The organism is Actinomadura chokoriensis, from assembly GCF_039529475.1.
GTDB classification, from domain to species: domain Bacteria; phylum Actinomycetota; class Actinomycetes; order Streptosporangiales; family Streptosporangiaceae; genus Spirillospora; species Spirillospora bangladeshensis.
Genome location: NZ_BAAAMW010000001.1, coordinates 293,973 through 314,335, shown reverse-complemented (window position 1 = coordinate 314,335; position 20,363 = coordinate 293,973). Strand labels below are relative to the sequence as shown.

Below are 20,363 nucleotides of genomic sequence, written 5' to 3'. Positions count from 1 at the left end.
GTTCCTTCCCAACCTGTGGTGTATGTGTGTCAATCGGCCGCGGCACCCGCGCCGAGCAGACCTCGGACGCGGCTCGTGACGCGGGCGAACTCGGGGCGGGCCATGGTCGCGGAGTAGTCGCGCTCGACCGGCAGGTCGACGTCGATGACCTCCTCGATCGTGCCGGGCCGGTCGCTCATCACCACGACCCGGTCGGCCAGGTACGCGGCCTCCGCGATCGAGTGCGTGACGAGCAGGATCGTCGTGCCCGTCTCCCGCCAGATCCGGTTCATCTCGACGTTGAGCTGCTCGCGGGTCAGCGCGTCGAGGGCGCCGAACGGCTCGTCCATCAGCAGGACGGGCGGCTCGTGCAGCAGCGCCCGGCACAGCGCGACCCGCTGCTGCATGCCGCCGGACAGCTCGTGCGGCAGCGCGTCCTCGAACCCGGTCAGCCCGGTCATCTCGATCAGCTCGGCGGTGCGCCTGCGGGCCTGCTCGGCCGGCATCTTGCGCATCTCCGCCTGGAGCAGGATGTTCTTGCGGGCGCTGCGCCACTCCAGCAGCGCGGCGCGCTGGAACACGTAGCCGATGTCGTGGCGCGGCCCGGCGACCTTGTCGCCGCGCAGCAGCACGGAGCCCGACGACGGCTTCAGCAGCCCCGCGACCAGCTTCAGCAGCGTGGACTTTCCGCAGCCGGACGGTCCGACGATCGCGACGAACTCGCCCATCGCGACGTCCAGCGACACCTCGCGCAGCGCCGTGACGTCGCGCTTGCGGGTGCGGAACCGGACCGCGACCTTGTCGAGGCTGACGGCGGTCTCCCGCCCGGTCTTCGCTTCGGCGGCCGTTTCGCTCATGGTCTTCAATGCTCGTCCCGTCATGCCTGCGGAGCGGCCGACGCCTGCCAGTAGGCCGACGGCGGCTGCGCCTTCTCGATGACCCCGGCCTGCTGGAAGGTCGAGATCGTCGTCTTCCAGTCGTCCTCGGAGTTGACGCCCGGGGCCTTGCCCTGCGTCGCGGGCGTGTGCAGCAGCGTCAGCGTCGTCTTGAACTGCTCGGTGACGACCTTCTCCGGCGGGAGCTGCTCGGACGCGCCGGCCATGCTCGCGACGGCACCCGCCTGGTCGCCCTCCGCCGCCGTCCACGACTCGCTGGTGGCGGCGACCATCTTCTTGACGAGGCCGGCGTCGCTCTTCAGCTTCCGCTCGCCGACGATCAGGCCGTTGGAGTAGAAGTTCAGCCCGAAGTCGGCGTACCGCAGGTACGACACGTCCTTGCCGGACTTGTCGGCCATCGTCGGGCCCTGGTCGTTGGCGAAGCCCATCAGCCCGGCCGTCTTGCCGGACAGCACCGCCGCCATCTTCCCGGCCGGGTCGGTGTTCTGGACGGGCACCTCGCTCGGGTCGATCCCGTTCTTCCGCAGGAAGACGGGGAAGGTGCGCGCGAGCGCGTCCCCGGCCGTCCCGGCGATCTTCTTGCCCTTCAGGTCGGCGGGCTTCTTGATCCCCGACGAGGTGAACGACTGCACGGACGCGGGCGTGGTCTGCAGGAACACGCCGACGCTCTTGACCGGCATGCCCTTGTCGACGGCGGCGAGCAGCGCGGGCGTGTCGGCCCAGCCGAAGTCGGTCTGCCCGGCGGCGGTGGCCTGGACGGTCTTCTGCGACCCCTGCCCGGCCTTGATCTCCAGGTCGATGCCGTGCTTCTCGTAGATGCCCTTCTTCTTGCCGTAGTAGAACGGCGCGTGCTCGCCGTAGGGGTACCAGTTCAGGGTCAGCGTGACCTTGGTCAGCTTCTTGCCCGAGGCGCTCGTGGTCTCGTCGGAGTCCCCGCCGCAGGCGGTGCCGGTGAACGCCACGACCGGTGCGAGGACGGCGACGGCGAGAGTGCGGAGTTTCATTTCGGACGGCCCTCCGTAAGGTGGGGTGGGTTGCGGCGGGGGGGTCAGTAGGTGGTCGTGACGGCTTCGGCGCGGCGGCTGGCGTGCCAGGGGAGCAGGAGCTTCTCCGCGACCTCGACGACGACGAACAGCACGACGCCGATGGCCGACATGACCAGCAGCCCGGCGAACAGCATCGGGGTGTCGAGGTTGCCGTTGGCCTGCAGGATCACGTAGCCGAGGCCCTCGTTCGCGCCGACGAACTCGCCGACGACGGCGCCGGTGACGGCGAGGGTGACCGCGACCTTCAGGCCGGAGAACAGGTGGGGGAGCGAGGCGGGCAGCCGGATCTTGGTGAACGCGGCCAGCGGGCTCGCGCCCATCGTGGCCGACAGCTCCAGCATCTCCGGGTCCACCGCCTTCAGCCCGGCGACCATCGAGATCACCACCGGGAAGAACGCGATCAGGACCGCGACGACGATCTTGGGGCCGATGCCGAAGCCGAGCCACACCACGAACAGCGGGGCGATCGCGATCTTCGGGATGACCTGGGCGAACAGCAGGATCGGGTAGAGGGTGCGCTCGACCGTCGCCGAGTACACCATGAGCACCGCGGCGAGGACGCCGATGAGCACCGCGAGCGCGAAGCCGATCAGCGTCTCGTACGTGGTGACCCAGGTGTGGTGCCAGATGTAGCCCCACTTGTCGACCATGAGCCGCAGCGTCGCGCCGGGCGAGGGGACGAGGTACTCCTCGACAAGTTTGAAAGCGCTTACCGCCCACCAGGCGGCGAAGCAGGCCAGCAGCAGCGCGACCGGCCGCCACGACCGCTCCAGGCCGTCGCGGATCCGCTCGCCCGCGCCGGGCCGGCCGCGTTCGACGACGCCGGACGCCTGCGCGGGGGGCGGCGCGGTCGTCGTGCCCTGACTCACCATGGGGTCCTCCGGGACGGGTGCCAGTGAAAGCGCGTTCAGAAAGCGCTTTCTGATGTACCGTAAGAAGGGACGCGCACCGCGGTCAAGAGGGAGTTCGCCGGGAACCCGCCGCGCTGGCCCGCGTCGACCGAGGAGCGCGATGACCGAAGCCGCCGAGGAGCAGCGCGCGGACCGGGCCTACGTGACGCTGCAGGACGTCGCCCGCGACGCCGGCGTCTCGCTCGCCACCGCGTCCCGCGTCCTGAACGGGACCTCGCAGGTCCGCGCCGACCTGCGGGAGCGCGTGCTCGCGTCGGCGGGGCGGCTCAGCTACACCCCGAACGCGCACGCGCAGGCGCTCGCCAGCTCCTCCAGCAAGTCGGTCGGCGTCGTCTGCCACGACGTCAGCGACCCCTACTTCGCGGCCGTGGCCCGCGGCGTGATGCGCACCGCCGCCGACCACGGGATGCTCGTCATGCTCGCCAGCACGTTCCGCGACCCGGCCCGCGAGATCGAGTACGTGGCGATGCTGCGCGCCCAGCGGGCCCGCGCGATCCTGCTGATCGGGTCCGGTTTCGAGGACCGCGAGTGGGAGCGCGCGATGGCCGCCGAACTCGACCCCTACCAGCGCACCGGCGGCCGCGTCGCCGTCCTCAGCCGGCACCGCAGCCTCAAGGTGGACGCCGTCCTGCCGCAGAACCGGGAGGGCGCCGCCGCGCTCGCCCGCGCGCTGCTCGACCTCGGCCACCGCGACTTCGCCGTGCTGACCGGCCCGCACGCGCTGACCACCGTGTCCGACCGGCTCGGCGGCTTCACCGACGCGCTCGCCGACGCGGGCGTGCGCGTCCCGTCCGAGCACATCGTGGAGGCCGCCTTCACCCGCGACGGCGGCTATGCGGCGGCGACCGAACTGCTCACCCGCCGCACCCGCCCGACCTGCGTGTTCGCCGTCACCGACGTGATGGCGATCGGCGCCCTCGCCGCGTTCCGCGACCACGGCGTCGCCGTGCCGGACGACATCTCGCTCGCGGGCTTCGACGACATCCCGATCGTCCGCGACCTGACCCCGCCGCTCACCACCGTCGCGCTGCCGCTGGACGCGATGGGCGAGCGCGTCATGGGCCTCGCCATGCGCGAGCCCGCCGCCCGCCGCAGCCGCATCGAGCGCGTCGCCGGCGAGATCGTCCTGCGGGCGAGCACGGCCCCGCCCCGCTGACCCGCGGCGCGCCCGCCGTCCCACCGTCCAGGACGCCGCCGGGCGCGCCGCCCCCCAGAACGCGAAGAACCCGCCCGGATCGTCCGGACGGGTCTCGATCTATGTGCCGTCAGCGTGCGGCGAGATCGACCTCGGCCTCCGCCTCCGCGGGACGCTCGGACTCGGCGTCCGCGGGCCGCTCCGGCCAGGAGTCGATCTTGGTGCGACGGGGGTTCGCCAGGGCGTTGTCCATTGCTACTGCTGTCCTCCCAGTTCGAGCCGGGGCAATGACACGATGTTCGCGGCCACCGGCCCGCTTTCGCAAAATGGTCTAGACCGCGTCCCTCCCCCGCGGGACGCGACAGAACCGGTAACACCTCTAATGGATCATTTATTCCCGTCCGGGAAACCCGGTGGCCCCGACTGCGCCCCGTCCGGCACCCTTCTCCCCATGGACGCAGCCGAACTGACCCGCCTCCAGAACGAGGGCGCTCGCCTGAAGCTCCTGTTCTTCTGGGGCCACCAGACCCCTGGTCGGGGCTACCTCAGCCAGTGGTGGCCGTCCCCCTTCACCCTCGAAGGAACGACCTACGCGACCGCCGAGCACTTCATGATGGCGGAGAAGGCCCGCCTCTTCGGCGACGAGGAAACGGCGTCCGCCATCATCGCCGCCACTCATCCCCGCCGCGCGAAAGACCTCGGCCGCAGCGTCCGGAACTTCGACGAGCAAAGGTGGCGCGACAACCGTGTGGCGATAGTCACAAGGGGCAGCGAGGCGAAGTTCGGCCAGAACAAAGAACTCCGCGACTACCTCCTCGGCACCGGCGACCGCATCCTCGTAGAGGCCAGCCCCCTGGACCGCGTCTGGGGCATCGGCCTGACCGCCGACGACCCCCGCGCCGCCGACCCGTCCTCCTGGCGCGGCGAGAACCTCCTCGGCTTCGCCCTCATGACCGCCCGCGAGAGCCTCCGCTGAGTTACCTCCGAGGTAATCGCCCTCGCGCCGGCGCCTTGGCAGGGTCGGTGGCATGGAACGCGCACTGGAAACGCTGGCGGCCGGCCGCGTCGCCTGGGGGACGCTGGCACTGGCCGCACCCGGCCTCAACGTGAAGCTCGCGGGCATGAGCGACCGGGACGCCCCCGAGTTGCGCTACCTCATCCGCATCTTCGGCAGCCGCGCCGTGGCGCTCGGCCTCGGCTACCTGATGAGCGATCCGGCGGCTCGGCGGCGGTGGCGGAGGCTCTGCCTGCTGGTTGACGCCTGCGACACCGCCGCGGGCCTCGTCCACCTGGCCCGCGGCGACGTCCCCCGCACGTCGATGGCCGCCCTGGCAACCATCACCGGTACTTACGCGGCCCTCGACGCCCTCGCCCTCCAGCAGGACTCCTGAGCCGTCAACGCCAGCCGTGCGTTGAGAACGTGCCGCCGCCGCGCAGCCGGGCGATCGCGTCGGCGATGTAGTCGACCGTGTTGAACGGCAGGTCGTCCGGGTCGTGCCACCAGATGCGCGCGCACTTGTGCGGCTCGGCGTTGACGGGTTCGCCAGTCCAACGGGCGGCGGCGAAGAAGAAACCGACCCGGTCGTCCTCGCCCGGCTTGCAGCGGTGGCTCACGTGAACGAACTGCGCGTCGCCTTCGGCCAGGTGCACGCCGACCTCTTCGTAGGTCTCCCGCAGGACGGCCTCCAGCACGGACTCGCCCGCCTCCAGATGGCCGGACGGCACTCCGGCCTGCCCGTCGGCGTAGCCGGTGTTGGCCCGCTCCATCAGCAGCACCCGACCCTCTTGGTCGAAGAGGAGCGCGTGTACGTCCACGATCGTCCGATGCCGTTCCTTGCTGCTCACCCCGCGACTATCGCAGGTTCAGGGGGCGGCGCGACCCCGGACGTTGGCGCCGGGGCCGACATGGTCAGGCGCCGTTCTTGCCCTTGAGGAACGCCCGGATGTGGGTGGGTACGTCGGCGGGTTCGATCCCGAGTTCGGCGGTGCGCTGCCGTCCGTAGGCGAGAAGGGCGCGGAGCTGCTCGGCAAGCATGATCGACTTCGTGTCAGCCCTGTGAAGGCCAAGGGTGGTTCGCTCTGAGGCGGCGCCTCGGCCGGGCGACCGCCCGGTCATTGCGAGGCGGGGGTGTAGGCGGGGACGGGGGTGGTGTCGAGGTGGTGGATGAGGAGTTCGGTGGTTTCTTGGAGGTCGATGAGGGGGCGGCGGAGGTAGCGGTGGGGGGTGGACCACCAGCAGAAGGTGCGGCGGTGGACCCAGACGTTGAGGGTGGGGAGGAGGAGGACGGAGAGGCCGTCGTCGGTGGTGGTGCGTGTGCCTTGGAAGCTGCGGTGGTTGAGGTTGAGGAGCAGGTGGTGTGCGGCGGTACCCGGGTGGATGCGGTAGTGCAGTCCGGGCCAGTCGTGGGGGAGCGGTAGCGCGAACCAGACCGTCTTGCCGGGGACGGACGCGGGGTCGACGCGGGAGCGGGTGGGGTTGCTGCCCCAGGCGGCGGTGACTTGGCGGACGAGTTCGAGGCCCTTGCCGTGTTCGTCCAGCAGCCCGGCCCCGGAGGTGTGCGGCGTGGTGGTTCGCGCGCCGTCGAAGACCGAGACGATGAGTTGCGGGGAGGGGACGGTCCGGGCCCAGATCCACAGTTCCGGTGGGGTGGGCGGCCGGTCGCCTCGCACGCATCTGGCGTGTCGTAGTGCGTTGGTGGCGGTCTCGGACACGGCGAGTTCGCCGTCCTCGATCACGTCTGGGTCGAGCCGCAGTTCGGTCATCGTCTGCCGGACGAGCCGACGCGCCATCGATGGCCCGCTTTCGTCCCCGGGCAGCCGCCACGCACACAGCCCCCCGGTCACCAGCCCCCACGCCCCCTTGACTTCCATCGAGCCCCTCCTTCTAACGATCACGATGCGTATGCATCGCGTCACATGCCGTGCGGACGGCTCGATACTGACTGACGCAAGGCTAGGATGCAATCCCGTTTTGAAAACTCATATGCAATGACCGAAATGAACGGAGTGTGCGGAATCGGCCACGCAAGGTGATGAAGGGAGGGCAAAATGACGACCGACCACCGAGGAGGTGCCCCGATGCCACGCCCCGAGAGCCCGACCGTCCGCCGGATCATGCTGGGTATCCGGCTCCGCGCGCTGCGGACCCGCGCCGGCGTCGCGGCGGACGACGCCGCACGCCACATCGCCCGGACGGACTCGACCATCAGCCGGATGGAGACTGGCCAGAGTTCCGTGCCCGCGCGCGTCCTCGAACGGCTCGTGGAGTTGTACGGCGCGACGCCGGATGAGACGGCGCAGCTCACCGAACTGGCCAAGGCGGCACGGCAACGCGGCTGGTGGCAGCGCTACGGCGAAGTCCTGCACCCCGGCTTCGAGCTCTACCTCGGTCTGGAGGCCGAAGCCACGGAGATGCACGCCTACGTCAGCGAGTGGGTACCTGGCCTGCTCCAGACCGCGGAGTACGCCCATGCCGTGCTGTCTGTCGAGCCTCGACCGCCATCGGACGAGGAGATCCAGGCGCGTGTCGAGGCCCGTCTCGCCCGCCAGGCGATTCTCGGCGGAGATGCCCCTCTCCAATACTGGGTCGTGCTCGACGAGGCAGTTCTACGCCGCGCTGTCGGAGGTTCCGGAGTCATGGCCGAACAGCTGCGTGTTCTTGCCTCCGTGGCTCGGCGCCGCAACATCAAGTTGCAGGTCCTGCCGTTCTCGATCGGAGCTCATCCAGGGACATGCGGTTCGTTCACACTGCTCACACTCGACCTCGGGGACGCTGCCGTGTCTGAATACGCCTACGTCGAAAACCGGGCGGGAACGCTGCTCATGGACAAGATGCCCGAGGTCGAGACCCACCGGCTGGCGTTCGACTCCCTGCGAGCCCAGGCATTGAGCCCTAGAGACTCAATCGGCATGATTGAGAAGATTGCCGCAGACTTGGACGAAACGGAGAGGCTGGGTGCATGAAGGTCGGCGAGTTGTCCGGCATGGCTTGGCGCAAGAGTTCGCATAGCGGTAGCACCGGTGGCGACTGTGTTGAAGTCGCCCGACTGGGTGTCAGCCGGCTGGTGAGGGACTCCAAGGACACCGAAGGCGGCGTTCTGACGCTGGACCCGGATGTGTGGGCGGCGATGGTGTCGCAGATCAAGCTGGGTGCCTACGACCTCTGATCCACCCCGGTAACACGCCGTAGCTCGTGCCGAGGTACGGCGCTGGTGCAGTGGCCGGATCGGCCCGTGCGATTCGGCGGAGCTGCTGGTGGACGCATGCGGCATCGCCGCGGGCCTTGTCCAGTCGGCCCGCGGCGATGTCCCCCGCTATGCGCGCGGGGCATTGTTTCCGGTCAGGTCGCGGGGCGGGCGGTCGGGACCGGGCGGCCGGGGCCGGAGGGGGTGCTCTCGCTCTTCGGGGTCTTGCCCACGAAGAGGAGGACCTGGTTCTCGGCCCACGGCACCGCGTCGTGGACGTACCACGACTCCGGGACCTGGCCCGGAGCCAGGGCCTTGCTCTCGTTGCCGACCTCGTAGCGGTACTCGGGGACGGAGACGTGGCGCTTCTTCAGGGCGGCCAGTACCTCGCCCACGCGGTGGCCCTGGTAGGCCATGCCGTGCATCGCCTCGCCCGGGGCGGTGACCGGAGCGCTGCTGGAGTACTGCTCACCCGGGCGGGCGGCGCGGGCGAACACGATCTCGGCGGTGCCCTTGTAGTCGGTGCGGATGCGGACGCCGACCGGGCAGACGTCGCCTCCGCCGCCGGTCTCGCACTCGCCCTTGGCGGTGATGGTCGTGATGTCCTTCGGCTTCGTGCCGTCGCTGGTGTCCATCATGACGACGGTGCCGACGATGGACGGCGACCCCGGGACGAGGGAGAGCTTGACCTTGAGGCCGTGCTCGGCGAACTCCTCCTGGTACCGCTTCGGGTCGGCGAGGGGGTCGCGGACCTTCACGTCGATGTGGCCGCCCTTGCGCGTGAAGGAAAGGGCCGCCACGAGGGAGACGTTCGGGGTGGGGTTCGCCGTGACGATGGCCGGGGTCCGCGCCGGTGCGTCGTCCGAGGGGAGGACGGTCACCGCGACGGCGGCGGCGCAGGCCGCGCCCGCGGTGGCGAGGGGCAGGCCGATGGTCAGCAGCGGGGTGCGCCGCTTGCGGGGCGCCGCCGGCGCGGGGCCGGGGGCGGCGGCGGTGATGCGGTCGGCCAGGTCGGCGGCGGCGTCGTCCGGCAGCAGCCGCGCGGCCTGCGCGTCGGTGACGGTGGCGAGCGCGCCGATCAGGGGGTCGATGTCGCGGTTCATACGTGTTCTCCGTTCGGGATGCGTGCGGCGGGCAGGGCGGGCGCGTCCGCGGCGTCCAGCGCGCGGGCGAAGCGGCGGCGGGCGCGGTGCAGGCGGATCCGCACGGCGTTGCGGGAGCAGCCGAGGACGGTCGCGATCTCGCCGTGGTCCAGCCCCTCCCAGCCGACGAGGGACAGCAGTTCCCGGTCGCGGTCCGGCAGGCTCCGGAACGCGGCGGCGATGTGCGCCATGTCGCCGGTCTCCGGGACGGCGGGCGCGTCCCGGAGCAGGGAGCCGAGGTCGGCGGCCAGCGCGGAGCGGCGGCGCTCGCCCCGGTGGTGGTTGGCGAGCACCCGGCGCGCCACCCCGTACAGCCACAGCCGCGCCTGCTCGCCCGGCGGGACGTCGTCCAGCCGCCGCCACGCCGTCAGGAACGTCTCGGCGAGGACGTCGGCGGCGTCCTGCGGGTCGGCGGTCCGGCGCAGCGCGTAGCCGAGGATCTGGGCGCGGTGGGCCGCGTAGACCTCCTCGAAGCGCAGCCGCCGGTCGCCGGGCGGATGGGGGTCCTCCAAGGTGGACGGCAAGCCTTCTCCTCTCGTCGCGCGCCATGGGCGCGGTGGACTGGCCTAACACCCTCCACATGTCCGGAAAGGGGGCGGCATTTCGTCCGGCCGTTCACGGGCCGGAATGGAGCGGCCCCGTAGCATGGACGGCGGTTCACGGGATTCGGAGGATGGTGCATGCGTCGTCGCCAGGGGCCGGTATTCCCCGGGTATCTGATGATCCTGCTGGTGGCGCTGCTCGGGCTGGCATTGCAGGTTTCACCACAAACCACTCATGTAGTTCAAAAGTGGGCGCTTCCCGTCATCATCCTGTGCATGCTGCTGATCCCGCTCGTCCTCGCGTGGGAGAAGGGGCAGGAGCGGCGGAGCCTGGCCCGGCCGGTGTGGGCGTCGGCCGCCGGCCGGTCGCCGTACCCGGGCCTGGAGGCCTTCACCGAGGAGGACGACGGCGTCTTCTTCGGGCGCGACGCCGAGATCCAGGAGCTGATCGAGCGGCTGCGGCCGGGCGGCGAGCCGCGGTCGATCGCGGTGACCGGGCCGTCCGGGGTCGGGAAGTCGTCGCTGCTGTACGCCGGGCTGCTGCCCCGCCTCCACCAGCAGCGGCGCTGGGTGGTGCTGCCGCCGATGACCCCCGAGGACGACCCGTTCGCCGGCCTCGCCTACCGCCTCGCCGACGCCCTCGGCGAGCCCGACGCCGACGGGATCGCGGACCGGTTGCGCGACGCGCCCGCCGAGCTGGGCCGGCGCGTCGGCGCGCTCCGGCGGGGGCGGCGGAACCGGTCGGCGCTGATCGTCGTCGACCAGGCCGAGGAACTGCTGACGCTCACGTCCGACGACGACCGCGACGCCTTCCTGCGCATGCTCCAGGACGCGCTGGACGCCGACACCAAGCTGTGGGTCGTGTTCGTGTTCCGCGCCGAGTTCCTCACCGCGTTCCTGAGCGGCGCGTCCGCCGGGCTGTTCCGGCATCCGTTCACGGTCTCCGCGCTCGACCGGGAGGCGCTGCGGACGGTGATCCGGGAGCCGGCGCGCCGGGCGGGCATCACGTTCGAGCCGCCGGAACTCGTCGCGCAGATGGCCGACGACACCGGCGACGGGACCGCGCTGCCGCTGCTCGCCTACCTGCTCCACGAGCTGTACCTGCGCGTCGGGCGCGACGGCGTCGCCACCGCCGAGGACTACCGCCGGACCGGCGGCGTCGACGGCGCGCTCACCCGCCGCGCCGACCGCGTCCTGCGGGAACTGGAGGCCCTCGACCCGGCGCCGCCCGTCCTGGAGACGCTGCTGAAGTTCGTCCGGTTCACCGAGGGGCGGCCGACGCGGCGGCGGGTCCCCGCGAGCGAGCTGGACGACGCGGCCCGGCGAGTCGTGGACGCGTTCGTCCGCGAGCGGCTGTGCACCAGCGGCGAGGACGGCGACCAGGCGGTGTTCGACGTCTCGCACGAGGCGCTGTTCTCCGCGTGGGCGCCGCTGCGGCAGACGATCGCGCTGCACGCCGAGACGCTCCGCCGCCTCGCCGACCTGGCGCAGTGGGCCGCCGAATGGGACCGCTACGGCCGCCAGGAGGCGTACCTGCTGCGCGGCGAGCGCCTCGCCGCCGCCCGCAAGTGGCTCGCCGAGGCCGACGGCCTCGCCGCCGCCGAACCGCTCGTCATCGAGTTCGTCGAGATCTCGCACCGCTCCGACGGCGTCGCGATGCGGCGGCTCGCCGACTCCATCGCCCGGCAGGCGCTCACCGTCTTCCGGACCGATCCCGAGCACAGCCTGCTGCTCGCCCTCGCCGCGCACGAGGAGTGCGCCCCGACGCCGCTGGCCCGCCGCGCGCTGTCGTCGGCGCTCGCGGTGTCCCGGGTGCGGGGCGTCCTGCGCGGCCACGACGACCGGATCTGGTCGGTGGCCTGGTCGCCGGACGGCGCGCGGGTGGCGACCGCGTCCTCGGACCGGACGGTCCGCATCTGGGACGCGGCCGGCGGCGAGATCGCGGTGCTGCGCGGGCACGAGGCCCCGGTCGTGTCGATCGCCTGGTCGCCGGACGGCCTGCGGCTCGCGTCGGCGTCCGACGACGGCACCGTCCGCGTGTGGGACGCCGCCGCCCACGCCCGGACCGGCCTCCTGCGCGGCCACCGCGACATGGTGTGGGGTGTGACCTGGTCGCCGGACGGCCGCCGCCTCGCCTCCGCGTCCCGCGACGGCGACGTGAAGATCTGGGACGCCGAGTCCGGGGCGGTCGAGGCCACGCTGAGCGGCCACGGGGGATGGGTCCGCGACGTGGCCTGGTCGCCCGACGGCACCCGCCTGGCCAGCGCGTCCGACGACCACACGATCCGGATCTGGGACGTGGCGGCGGGCCGGACGGTCGCCGTGCTGGAAGGCCACGACGACACCGTCCGCACGGCCGCCTGGTCACCGGACGGCACCCGCCTGGCCAGCGGCTCCTACGACCGGACGGCGCGCGTGTGGGACGTGGCGACCGGCACGTCCGCGCCGGTGCTCACCGGGCACGGCGACATCGTGTGGGGCGTCGCCTGGTCACCGGACGGCGCCCGCCTCGCCACCGCGTCCCATGACCGGACGATCCGGCTGTGGTCCGCCGCGGAGGGCACCGAGCTGGCGGTGTTCCGCGGGCACGGGGAGGCGCTGCGCGCGGTGGCCTGGTCGCCGGACGGCGCCCGCCTCGCCAGCGGGTCCAACGACCGGACCGTCCGGTTCTGGGACGCCGACCGCGCCGCCGAGCTCGCGGTGATGCGCGGCCACGAGCGCGCCGTGTCGGCGGTCGACTGGTCGGCGGGCGGGATCGTCTCCGCCTCCCACGACGGGACCGCCCGGATCTGGGCCGACGGCGGCCCGCGCGTCCTGCGCGGGCACACCGACGAGATCTGGGACGTGGCCTGGTCGCCCGACGGCACCCGCCTCGCGACGGCCTCCCGCGACCGCACCGTGCGCGTCTGGACGGCGGACGGCGCGCAGGAGGGCGTCCTGTCCGAGCACGCCGACTGCGTGCGGGCGGTGGCGTGGTCGCCGGACGGCACCCGGCTGGCCAGCGCGTCCGACGACCGCACGATCCGGCTCCAGGACCGCGACGGCTCCGCGCCGGTGGTCCTGCGCGGCCACGAGGACACCGTCCGCGCCGTCTCCTGGTCGCCGGACGGCGAGCGGATCGCCTCCGGATCGCAGGACGGGGCGGTCCTCATCTGGGAGCCGCGGACGGGCCTGAGGGTCACGGCGCTGACCGTGCCGGAGGGCGCCGTCCGGGCGGTGGCCTGGTCGCCGGACGGCGCGCACATCGCGGCCCTCTCCGGCGACCGCGGGGTCCGGGTGTGGAACGCGGCGGAGGGGACGGAGGTGTCCGTGCTGTCCGGGCACGACGGCTGGCTCTGGTCGCTCGCGTGGTCGCCGGACGGCCGGGTCCTCGCGACCGCGTCCGGTGACCGGACCGTCCGCCTGTGGGACGCGCCGACCGGCAGGGAGCTGTGCGTCGCGGCCGTCCACGACGACCTCATCTGGGATGTGAGCTGGTCGCCGGACGGCACCCGCATCGCCACCGCCTCCGGCGACCGCACCGTCCGCACCTGGGAGGCCGTCACCGACGGCGCCGCCCTGGTCGAGCGCGCCCGCACCCGCGTCTTCCGCGACCTGACCGCTGAAGAGCGCACCACCCTCATGATCCCGTCCCCCCGCCCCGTCCCCGAGGAGCACGAAGCGCCGGCTCCCTGACCCCGGGGCGGGGGGAGAGATCAGGGTGCGACCGGGCTCTGCGGGCCGCCGCGGCTGAACAGGTAGAACGCCGACGTGCCGAGGCCCCGGGGTTTGGGCAGGGACGGACGGCGCTCGTCGTAGCGGTCGGACTCGCGGTGCCATTTGAGGATGCCGGCCATCCAGTCGCGGAGTTCGCCGACGTAGGCGTCCAGGGACGCGCGGGCGGCGGCGTCCAGGCCGAGGTCGTCGGCCAGCGCCGGGAGCTCGTGGGCGACCAGGTGCTCGAACTGGCGGCGGCGGGACGTGATGAGGTCGTTGACGATCGGCAGCGCCTCGTCGCGGCCGCAGCCGAAGAAGTTCTCGATGGCGAGGACGCCGTTGTTCAGCTCGCCCTCGTACTCGATCTCCTTCTGGTAGGAGAAGCAGTCGTTCAGCAGGCACGCGACGTCCATCACCGACACGTCGATCTCGCGGAGCGTGCGGGTCCGGAACACCTCCTGCGGGATCTCGTGGGAGTGGTCGATCCGGCACAGCGCCATCGTCATCTCGGAGCCGAACGTGTGCCGCCGCATCTCGACGTAGTCGACCGGGTCGGGGATGCGCGACTGGAGGTGGTTGTTCAGCTCCCAGACCCAGCTCTCCACCATGTGCTCGACGGCGGCGCGGAACTCGCGGCGGCCGTGGTCGTCCATGGGCAGGGCGGTGCGCGGCCACAGGTCGGCGAGCGCGGCCTCGAAGGCGTTCTCCGGCGGGGGAGTGGAGCCGCAGTCCAGCGGCATGAAGCCCCCGACGCGGGCGTTGAACAGCTTCGCCCCGGCCATGTCGCGGTCGCGGTTGTAGATCGCGGGGAAGAAGTCGTCGCCGTAGGTGCCGAAGGCGAGCCACTGGGTGGCGAGGTCGAGGCCCTCGGCGCTCGCGTCCGGGTTCAGGGACGCCGCGCAGATCTCCAGCGCCATCCCGCGGAGCCGCTCGGCCGACCACACCGACACCGGCAGCCGGGGATGCGGGGAGAACATGCCCATCTCGCGCGCCCAGACGACGACGTTGCGCCCGGCGGCCTCGCGGTGCGGGTTGACGCGCGGCGGGTACGGGATGTCGAACTCCGGCAGCGGCGTCGGGCCGACCTTCTGGAACGGGACGTGCGGCAGGCTGATCCGCGCCGACTTCAGCAGCGCCGGGATGCGCGCGGCCGACATCCCGAGGGACTTCTTGTTCATGTAGCGGCTGGAGCGCATGTGCCACTCGTGGCCGCCGGACTGCCAGTCCTGGAGGGCCTTGACGTAGGCGGCGAGGCTCGCCTGCTCGGCCGGGTCGAGCGCGTGGTCGGCGACGATGTGCGGCAGTTCGGTGACGGCGGTGTTCTCGAACTGCCGCAGCCGCGAGGTGAGCAGGTCGTTCACCGTGTCCGCGGCGGTCTGCGGCGCGACGTCCAGGAACCGCTCCATCACCAGGACGCAGTTGTTGACCTCGCCCTCGGACTCGGTCTCGCGCTGGTAGGAGAAGATGTCGTTGCGCAGGTGGACGCCGTCGGCGAAGGTGTCCTTCAGGACGCGCAGCGGCCGCGTCCCGACGACGCGCTCGGGGACCTCGACCCCGGCGGCGTGCTCGGCGAGGTCGGCCGACCAGGGCGCGCCGCCGACCTTGCGCCGCATCTCGATGTACTCGACCGGGTTCGGGATGCGCCCGGTGCTGATGTTGGACAGCTCCCACAGCGACTCGCGCAGCAGGTTCACCGTGCTCACCGAGAACCGCTCGCGCCAGGCGTCCGACTTGGCCGGGACGGTCCGCGCCCACAGGTCGGCCAGGCCGCGCTCGACGGCGTTCGTCGCCTCGGGCGGTTCGAGCGACATGAACAGCGGCAGCCGGTCGAGGTAGGCGCGGGCGCCGTCCTGGTCCTGGGTCTTCTTGAACACCTCCAGGAAGTGGTCGTCGAAGTAGAACACCCAGACGTACCAGTCGGTGATGAGGTCGAGTTCGGGGCCGTCGCAGTCGGGGTGCGTGTACGCGCACAGGAGCGCGTAGTCCATCGCCTCAAGCGCCGCCTCGTCCCAGATGTCGGGGGTGCCGGGGTCGCGGTCGTCGTCCAGCATCTTCATCTCGCGCGCCCACGCCATCGTGTGCGTCCGCGCGCCCTCCAGATGCGGGTTCAGCCGCGCGGGGTACGGCACGTAGAAGTCGGGCAGCTCGAACGGTTGCATCGACCGGCCTCTCTGTCGGCTCCAGGATCAGTCGGCTCCGGGGCGGGATCCGCTCGGCAACCTACAGCACCCGCAAAGTTACGGACGGTGACACATTGCTCTCCTGATTCCTTCGCCCCGCTGCGGGTAAGCCGGAGGTCATGACGGAGTCGAGCGAACCCGCGGAGGTCGACGGCCCGCTGGAGCAGAACCTGCTGCTCGCCCGGCGGGTGGTCGACGCCGCGCAGCAGGAGATGGTGGACAAGGCCCGGCAGCGCATCCCGGCGCTGCGGCTGGGCGCGGTCGCCGGGGCCTTCGGCGTCCTCGCGACCGCCGCGACGTACCGGATGAACGTGCTGCTGCTGGAGAAGAAGCTGCCGCCCGAGCTGGCGTCGTTCGTCGCCGCGGCGGTGTACGGCGGCGGGGCGGGCGCCGCGGCGCTGGCCGCGTCCCGCAGGTGGAGGGGGCTGCCGCCGCCGCTGCCGACCGAGACGGCCCGCCAGGTCGTGGAGATCCTCTCCGACACCGACTGACCGGCACCGGACCGATTGACAGCCGGCGGCGGTGCTCAGCAGACTCGGCGGAGTGCGCATCAGCGACCTGACCGGCGTCAGGGCGGCGCGACCCGGTGCGATCGCCGAGGCCGCCGCGGCCCGCGTCCGCCGGCCGCCGCCGGACGCGGGCGCCCGGCTGATGATCATCGCGGCGGACCATCCGGCGCGCGGCGCGCTCGGGGCGGGCGGCGACCCGGTCGCGATGGCCGACCGCGCCGGCCTGCTCGACCGGCTCTGCGCCGCGCTGGAGCGCCCCGGCGTGGACGGTGTGCTCGGCACCCCCGACGTCCTGGAGGACCTGCTGCTGCTCGGCGTCCTGGACGACCGGATCGCGATCGGGTCGATGAACCGGGGCGGCCTCGCCGGGACGTCCTTCGAGATCGACGACCGGTTCACCGCCTACGACGCCGACGCGATCGCGGCGGCGCGGCTGGACGGCGGCAAGATGCTGCTGCGCATCGACGACGCCGACCCGGCGACCGCCCGCACCCTCGAAGCCTGCGCGCACGCGGTGTCGGGCCTCGCCGGGCACGGGCTGATGGCGATGGTGGAGCCGTTCGTCGCGCACCGGATCGACGGCCGCGCCCGGAACCTGCTCACGCCGGAGGCGATGATCCGCGCGGTGTCGGTCGCGTCCGGGCTCGGCGCCACGTCGGCGTACACGTGGCTGAAGCTCCCCGTCGTCCCGGACATGGAGCGGGTGGTGGCGGCGACCACCCTCCCCGTGCTGCTGCTCGGCGGCGACTTCGCGGGCGGCACCGGCGCGACGGGCGGGACGGGCGCGACGGGCGAGACCGGCGCGACGGGCGGGACGGGCGCGGTGCTGGACGGCTGGCGGCACGCGCTGCGCCTCCCCGGCGTGAAGGGCCTCGTGGCCGGCCGCTCGCTCCTGTACCCGCCGGACGGCGACGTCCGATCCGCCGTCGACGCCGCCGTAGCCCTCCTCTAGCCCGCTTCGTTGACCTGCGGCGTGTTGTTGTTATGGAGCGGCTCATAACAACAACACGCCGCAGATCAACGAAACAGCGGGCTAGGGGAAGGGGATGTTGCGGGCGGTTACGTGCAGTGACACGCCGCCGGATGAGACCTTCAGGCTGTGGAACGCCAGGCCCAGGGGCAGGGCCTTCACCGGGACGGTGAAGTCGAGGGCGCCGTCCAGGGCGTCGAGGGGGAAGCCCTCGACCGACAGGGCGCGTACTCGGATCGCGTCGTTCTCCTTTGTGACGCTCGCGGTGGCCGTGGCCTTGGTGATGCCTAGGTCGATCTTCGCCTCGATGCGGTTGCCCGCGCCCGCCGTCAGCTCCAGGTCGGGGTCGCCGCCCGCCTTCGCGAGGTCGCCGAAGGCGATGAACGCGGTCCCGTCGACCGACCCGAGGACGCCGCGCTGGAAGCCCGAATCGACCCGGACATTCCTTGCGCGCACTTTGAGACTCGTGATGCGCAGGGGCCCCTCGATAATGTTGTCCGCTTCCAGCCGCACATCGCGGAAATCACGGGAGAGCACCTGTGTCAAGAACGGGATTCCCTTGATGGCCACTTCCGGCTCGGAGGGAAATCCCTGTTTACGGATCTCCGCCGCGAGTTCGTGCTGCGCGATCGCGGCGGCGCCCCGGTCCACCACCGCGACCAGCAGCGACAGCAGTGCCACCAGGGCCAAGAGGGCGACGGGCCGGCGCCGCGCGGGCCGCCGCGGCAGCCGGTCGACGCGGGTGGCGGTCGCCTCGCCGGACGGCTTCGCCATGGCATTCACTCAATTCCCGGAATGGGGTCCTGTCAATATCGGCGCGGCGAATTACACTCCGGTCCATGACGGCCGTTCCGGACGCGGAATCGCGCGCGACGCCGCTCCTCGTCCGCACGCGCGGCGGGGTGCACCGGCTGCGGGCCGGGATCGAGTACCGGATCGGCCGCGACCCCGCGTCGCACATCGTCCTCACCGACCCGCGCGTGTCGTGGTTCCACGCCGTGCTGCGCGCCGGCCCGGACGGCTGGCGGATCGAGGACGCGGGCAGCAGCAACGGCACGTTCCTCGACGGCCGCCGCGTCACGCGGATGCCGATCCGGGGCGCGCTGACGTTCCGGCTCGGCCACGCCGCGACCGGCGAGGAGCTGGCCTGCTCGGACGCCGACCCGCTGCCGCACGCCGCCGTCCCGGCCGAGCGGCGGCCCAGCCAGATCTTCCGGGTCGCGCCGCGCACGCTGCGCATCGGGCGCGCCGCCGGCAACGACGTCGTCGTGCCCGACCTGGCGGTCTCGCGGCACCACGCCGAGCTGCGGCCGCTCGTCCCCGGCCGGTACCAGATCGTCGACCTCGGCAGCCACAACGGGACCTACGTCAACGGCGACCGCGTCGGCGCCGCCGAGGTCGCCGAGAACGACCTGGTCGGCATCGGGCACGCGACGTTCCGGCTGGTGGGGGACGAGCTGCGGGAGTTCGTCGACACCGGCGACGTGTCGGTCTCGGTGGAGGGCCTCACCGTCCGGACGCCCGAGGGCAAGGTGATCCTGGACGGGGTCGGCTTCCCGATCCCGGAGCGCTCCCTCGTCGGCGTCATCGGCCCGTCCGGCGCCGGCAAGTCGACGCTGCTCGGCGCCGTCACCGGGACGCGCCCGGCGACCGAGGGGACGGTCCGCTACGACGGCCGCGACCTGTACGCCGACTACGACGAGCTGCGGCACCGGATCGGGCTCGTCCCGCAGGAGGACATCCTGCACACGCAGCTCGCGACGCGGCAGGCGCTGCTGTTCGCGGCCGAACTGCGCTTCCCCGGCGACACGCGCCGGAGCGAGCGCGAGGAGCGGGTGGACGAGGTGCTGGACGAGCTGGGCCTCACCCCGCACGCCCGCACCCGCATCGACCGGCTGTCGGGCGGGCAGCGCAAGCGGGTCAGCGTCGCGCTGGAGCTGCTGACGAAACCGTCCCTGCTGTTCCTCGACGAGCCGACCTCCGGCCTCGACCCGGGCCTCGACAAGACCGTCATGGAGATGCTCGGCGAACTGGCCCACGACGGCCGGACGGTCATCGTCGTCACGCACAGCGTCGCGAACCTCGACACCTGCGACCGGCTGCTCGTCCTCGTCCCCGGCGGCCGGCTCGCCTACTACGGCCCGCCGGACGAGGGGCTCGCCCACTTCGGCCGGAAGACCTGGGCGGAGGTGTTCCAGGCGTTCGACCGCGAGCCGGGCCGCGACTGGGCGGCGGAGTTCCGCGCCTCGCCCCGCCACGCGCGCTACGTCGCGGGCGCAGCGGACCGCACGGCCCGGCCGTCCGCCGCGGCCGCGCCCGAGCCGCCGCCCCCGCGGCAGTCCCGGCTCGCGCAGCTCCGCACGCTGTGCCGGCGCTACCTCGCGGTGATCGCGTCCGACCGCAGCTACCTGGTGCTGCTCGGGGTGATGCCGCTGATCCTCGGCGGGCTGACCGCCGCGATCCCCGCCGCGAAGGGGTTCGCCGGGCCGCCCGGCACCAACCCGGACGCGGCGTCCAAGCTGATGGTGATGGCGTTCGCCGCGTGCTTCGCCGGCACGGGCAACGCCGTCCGCGAGCTGGTCAAGGAGCGGACGATCTACACCCGGGAGCGGGCGGCGGGCCTGTCGGCGGGCGTCTACCTGATGTCGAAGCTGCTGGTCCTCGGCGTGATCACGGCGCTGCAGGCGGTCGTCCTCGTGCTGATCGGCACGGTCGGGGTGCGGCTGCCGCCGCACGGCACGTTCACCGCCGTCCTGCCCGAGCTGATGCTGTCCATGGCCGTGCTCGGGGTCGCGTCGATGGCGCTGGGGCTGCTGGTGTCGGCGCTGGTCGGGACGTCGGAGAAGACGCTGCCGCTGCTGATCGTCCTGTCGATGGCGCAGCTGGTGCTGTCCGGGGCGCTGGTGCGGCTGAACGGCAGGCCGGGGCTGGAGCAGCTCGCGTGGCTGTCGCCGTCCCGCTGGGGGATGGGCGCGGCGGCGGCGACCATCGACCTCGGGCGGATCTCCCCGCCGACCGGCGACCCCGACCCGCTGTGGGAACCGGCCGCCGCGACGTGGGCGTTCGACATGGGCGTCGCCGCCGTGCTGCTCGCCGTCTTCGTCGCCGCCGCCTGGTACCGCCTTTACCGGCTGCGTCCGCGGCGCCGCTGACTCACCCTCGCCGCTCGGGGT

Annotated in this window: 20 protein-coding genes; 9 read left to right on the top strand and 11 right to left on the bottom strand. The window is 72.4% G+C overall.

Annotation, left to right across the window (positions count from 1 at the left end; all coding sequences use genetic code 11):
- Positions 1–29: 29 nt before the first annotated feature.
- From ABFX46_RS01515 to ABFX46_RS01505, 3 genes are read right to left on the bottom strand one after another with little or no spacing between them, the layout of a single operon-like run.
- Entirely contained in the window at positions 30–836 is an 807-nt protein-coding gene (locus ABFX46_RS01515; RefSeq protein ID WP_346039514.1) for an ABC transporter ATP-binding protein, read from the bottom strand.
- Positions 837–856: 20 nt separating this feature from the next.
- The gene (locus tag ABFX46_RS01510) at positions 857–1,879 is read right to left on the bottom strand and encodes an ABC transporter substrate-binding protein (protein ID WP_346039513.1); all 1,023 of its coding nucleotides are present in this window, start codon (positions 1,877–1,879) and stop codon (positions 857–859) included.
- 44 nt (positions 1,880–1,923) lie between these two features.
- A complete protein-coding gene (locus ABFX46_RS01505) occupies positions 1,924–2,793 on the bottom strand; it encodes an ABC transporter permease (protein ID WP_346039512.1) in 870 nt (289 codons plus the stop codon).
- A 139-nt stretch (positions 2,794–2,932) separates the two neighbouring features.
- On the opposite strand from ABFX46_RS01505, the gene ABFX46_RS01500 reads away from it, so the two are divergent.
- A complete protein-coding gene (locus ABFX46_RS01500; protein WP_346039511.1) occupies positions 2,933–3,988 on the top strand; it encodes a LacI family DNA-binding transcriptional regulator in 1,056 nt (351 codons plus the stop codon).
- A gap of 109 nt (positions 3,989–4,097) precedes the next feature.
- Here ABFX46_RS01500 and ABFX46_RS01495 read toward each other — a convergent pair whose 3' ends face one another.
- Positions 4,098–4,220, bottom strand: a complete 123-nt coding sequence (locus ABFX46_RS01495) for a hypothetical protein (protein WP_275406714.1) — start codon at positions 4,218–4,220, stop codon at positions 4,098–4,100.
- 198 nt (positions 4,221–4,418) lie between these two features.
- Here ABFX46_RS01495 and ybiA point away from each other — a divergent pair, with 198 nt between their 5' ends.
- Both ybiA and ABFX46_RS01485 read left to right on the top strand, forming a co-directional pair.
- Entirely contained in the window at positions 4,419–4,943 is a 525-nt protein-coding gene (gene ybiA / locus ABFX46_RS01490; protein ID WP_346039510.1) for a riboflavin biosynthesis intermediates N-glycosidase, read from the top strand.
- 52 nt (positions 4,944–4,995) lie between these two features.
- On the top strand, positions 4,996–5,358 hold the full coding sequence (locus tag ABFX46_RS01485; protein WP_346039509.1) for a hypothetical protein: 363 nt from the start codon (positions 4,996–4,998) through the stop codon (positions 5,356–5,358).
- A 4-nt stretch (positions 5,359–5,362) separates the two neighbouring features.
- On the opposite strand, the gene ABFX46_RS01480 is transcribed toward ABFX46_RS01485, so the two are convergent.
- From ABFX46_RS01480 to ABFX46_RS01470, 3 genes are all read right to left on the bottom strand, one after another.
- Positions 5,363–5,812, bottom strand: a complete 450-nt coding sequence (locus ABFX46_RS01480) for an NUDIX hydrolase (protein ID WP_346039508.1) — start codon at positions 5,810–5,812, stop codon at positions 5,363–5,365.
- A gap of 64 nt (positions 5,813–5,876) precedes the next feature.
- The gene (locus ABFX46_RS01475) at positions 5,877–6,002 is read right to left on the bottom strand and encodes a hypothetical protein (protein ID WP_346039507.1); all 126 of its coding nucleotides are present in this window, start codon (positions 6,000–6,002) and stop codon (positions 5,877–5,879) included.
- Positions 6,003–6,079: 77 nt separating this feature from the next.
- Positions 6,080–6,838: an ATP-binding protein gene (locus ABFX46_RS01470; RefSeq protein WP_346039506.1), complete on the bottom strand. Its 759-nt coding sequence runs from the start codon at positions 6,836–6,838 to the stop codon at positions 6,080–6,082.
- Positions 6,839–7,015: 177 nt separating this feature from the next.
- Between ABFX46_RS01470 and ABFX46_RS01465 the strand changes: the two genes are divergently transcribed.
- Positions 7,016–7,930 carry a helix-turn-helix domain-containing protein gene (locus tag ABFX46_RS01465; protein WP_346039505.1) on the top strand — a complete coding sequence of 305 codons (915 nt, stop codon included), beginning with the start codon at positions 7,016–7,018 and terminating at the stop codon, positions 7,928–7,930.
- Positions 7,927–8,133, top strand: a complete 207-nt coding sequence (locus tag ABFX46_RS01460) for a DUF397 domain-containing protein (protein WP_346039504.1) — start codon at positions 7,927–7,929, stop codon at positions 8,131–8,133. The genes ABFX46_RS01465 and ABFX46_RS01460 overlap by 4 nt, the downstream gene beginning before the upstream one ends.
- A gap of 173 nt (positions 8,134–8,306) precedes the next feature.
- Here ABFX46_RS01460 and ABFX46_RS01455 read toward each other — a convergent pair whose 3' ends face one another.
- Both ABFX46_RS01455 and ABFX46_RS01450 read right to left on the bottom strand, forming a co-directional pair.
- Entirely contained in the window at positions 8,307–9,254 is a 948-nt protein-coding gene (locus tag ABFX46_RS01455; RefSeq protein ID WP_346039503.1) for a hypothetical protein, read from the bottom strand.
- Complete coding sequence (locus tag ABFX46_RS01450) at positions 9,251–9,817, bottom strand: RNA polymerase sigma factor (RefSeq protein WP_346039502.1); 567 nt, start codon at positions 9,815–9,817, stop codon at positions 9,251–9,253. Before ABFX46_RS01450 ends, ABFX46_RS01455 begins: the two co-directional genes overlap by 4 nt.
- A gap of 156 nt (positions 9,818–9,973) precedes the next feature.
- On the opposite strand from ABFX46_RS01450, the gene ABFX46_RS01445 reads away from it, so the two are divergent.
- On the top strand, positions 9,974–13,510 hold the full coding sequence (locus ABFX46_RS01445; RefSeq protein ID WP_346039501.1) for an nSTAND1 domain-containing NTPase: 3,537 nt from the start codon (positions 9,974–9,976) through the stop codon (positions 13,508–13,510).
- A 20-nt stretch (positions 13,511–13,530) separates the two neighbouring features.
- On the opposite strand, the gene ABFX46_RS01440 is transcribed toward ABFX46_RS01445, so the two are convergent.
- On the bottom strand, positions 13,531–15,690 hold the full coding sequence (locus ABFX46_RS01440) for a terpene synthase family protein (protein WP_346039500.1): 2,160 nt from the start codon (positions 15,688–15,690) through the stop codon (positions 13,531–13,533).
- Between the two features lie 140 nt (positions 15,691–15,830).
- Here ABFX46_RS01440 and ABFX46_RS01435 point away from each other — a divergent pair, with 140 nt between their 5' ends.
- Positions 15,831–16,202: a phage holin family protein gene (locus ABFX46_RS01435; protein ID WP_346039499.1), complete on the top strand. Its 372-nt coding sequence runs from the start codon at positions 15,831–15,833 to the stop codon at positions 16,200–16,202.
- A gap of 52 nt (positions 16,203–16,254) precedes the next feature.
- Positions 16,255–17,172 (top strand): Cgl0159 family (beta/alpha)8-fold protein, encoded by a 918-nt coding sequence (locus ABFX46_RS01430; protein WP_428831205.1) that lies wholly within the window; start codon positions 16,255–16,257, stop codon positions 17,170–17,172.
- 81 nt (positions 17,173–17,253) lie between these two features.
- On the opposite strand, the gene ABFX46_RS01425 is transcribed toward ABFX46_RS01430, so the two are convergent.
- Entirely contained in the window at positions 17,254–17,964 is a 711-nt protein-coding gene (locus ABFX46_RS01425; protein ID WP_346039498.1) for an LmeA family phospholipid-binding protein, read from the bottom strand.
- 65 nt (positions 17,965–18,029) lie between these two features.
- Between ABFX46_RS01425 and ABFX46_RS01420 the strand changes: the two genes are divergently transcribed.
- Entirely contained in the window at positions 18,030–20,342 is a 2,313-nt protein-coding gene (locus tag ABFX46_RS01420; protein ID WP_346039497.1) for an FHA domain-containing protein, read from the top strand.
- The last annotated feature ends 21 nt before the right edge of the window (positions 20,343–20,363 follow it).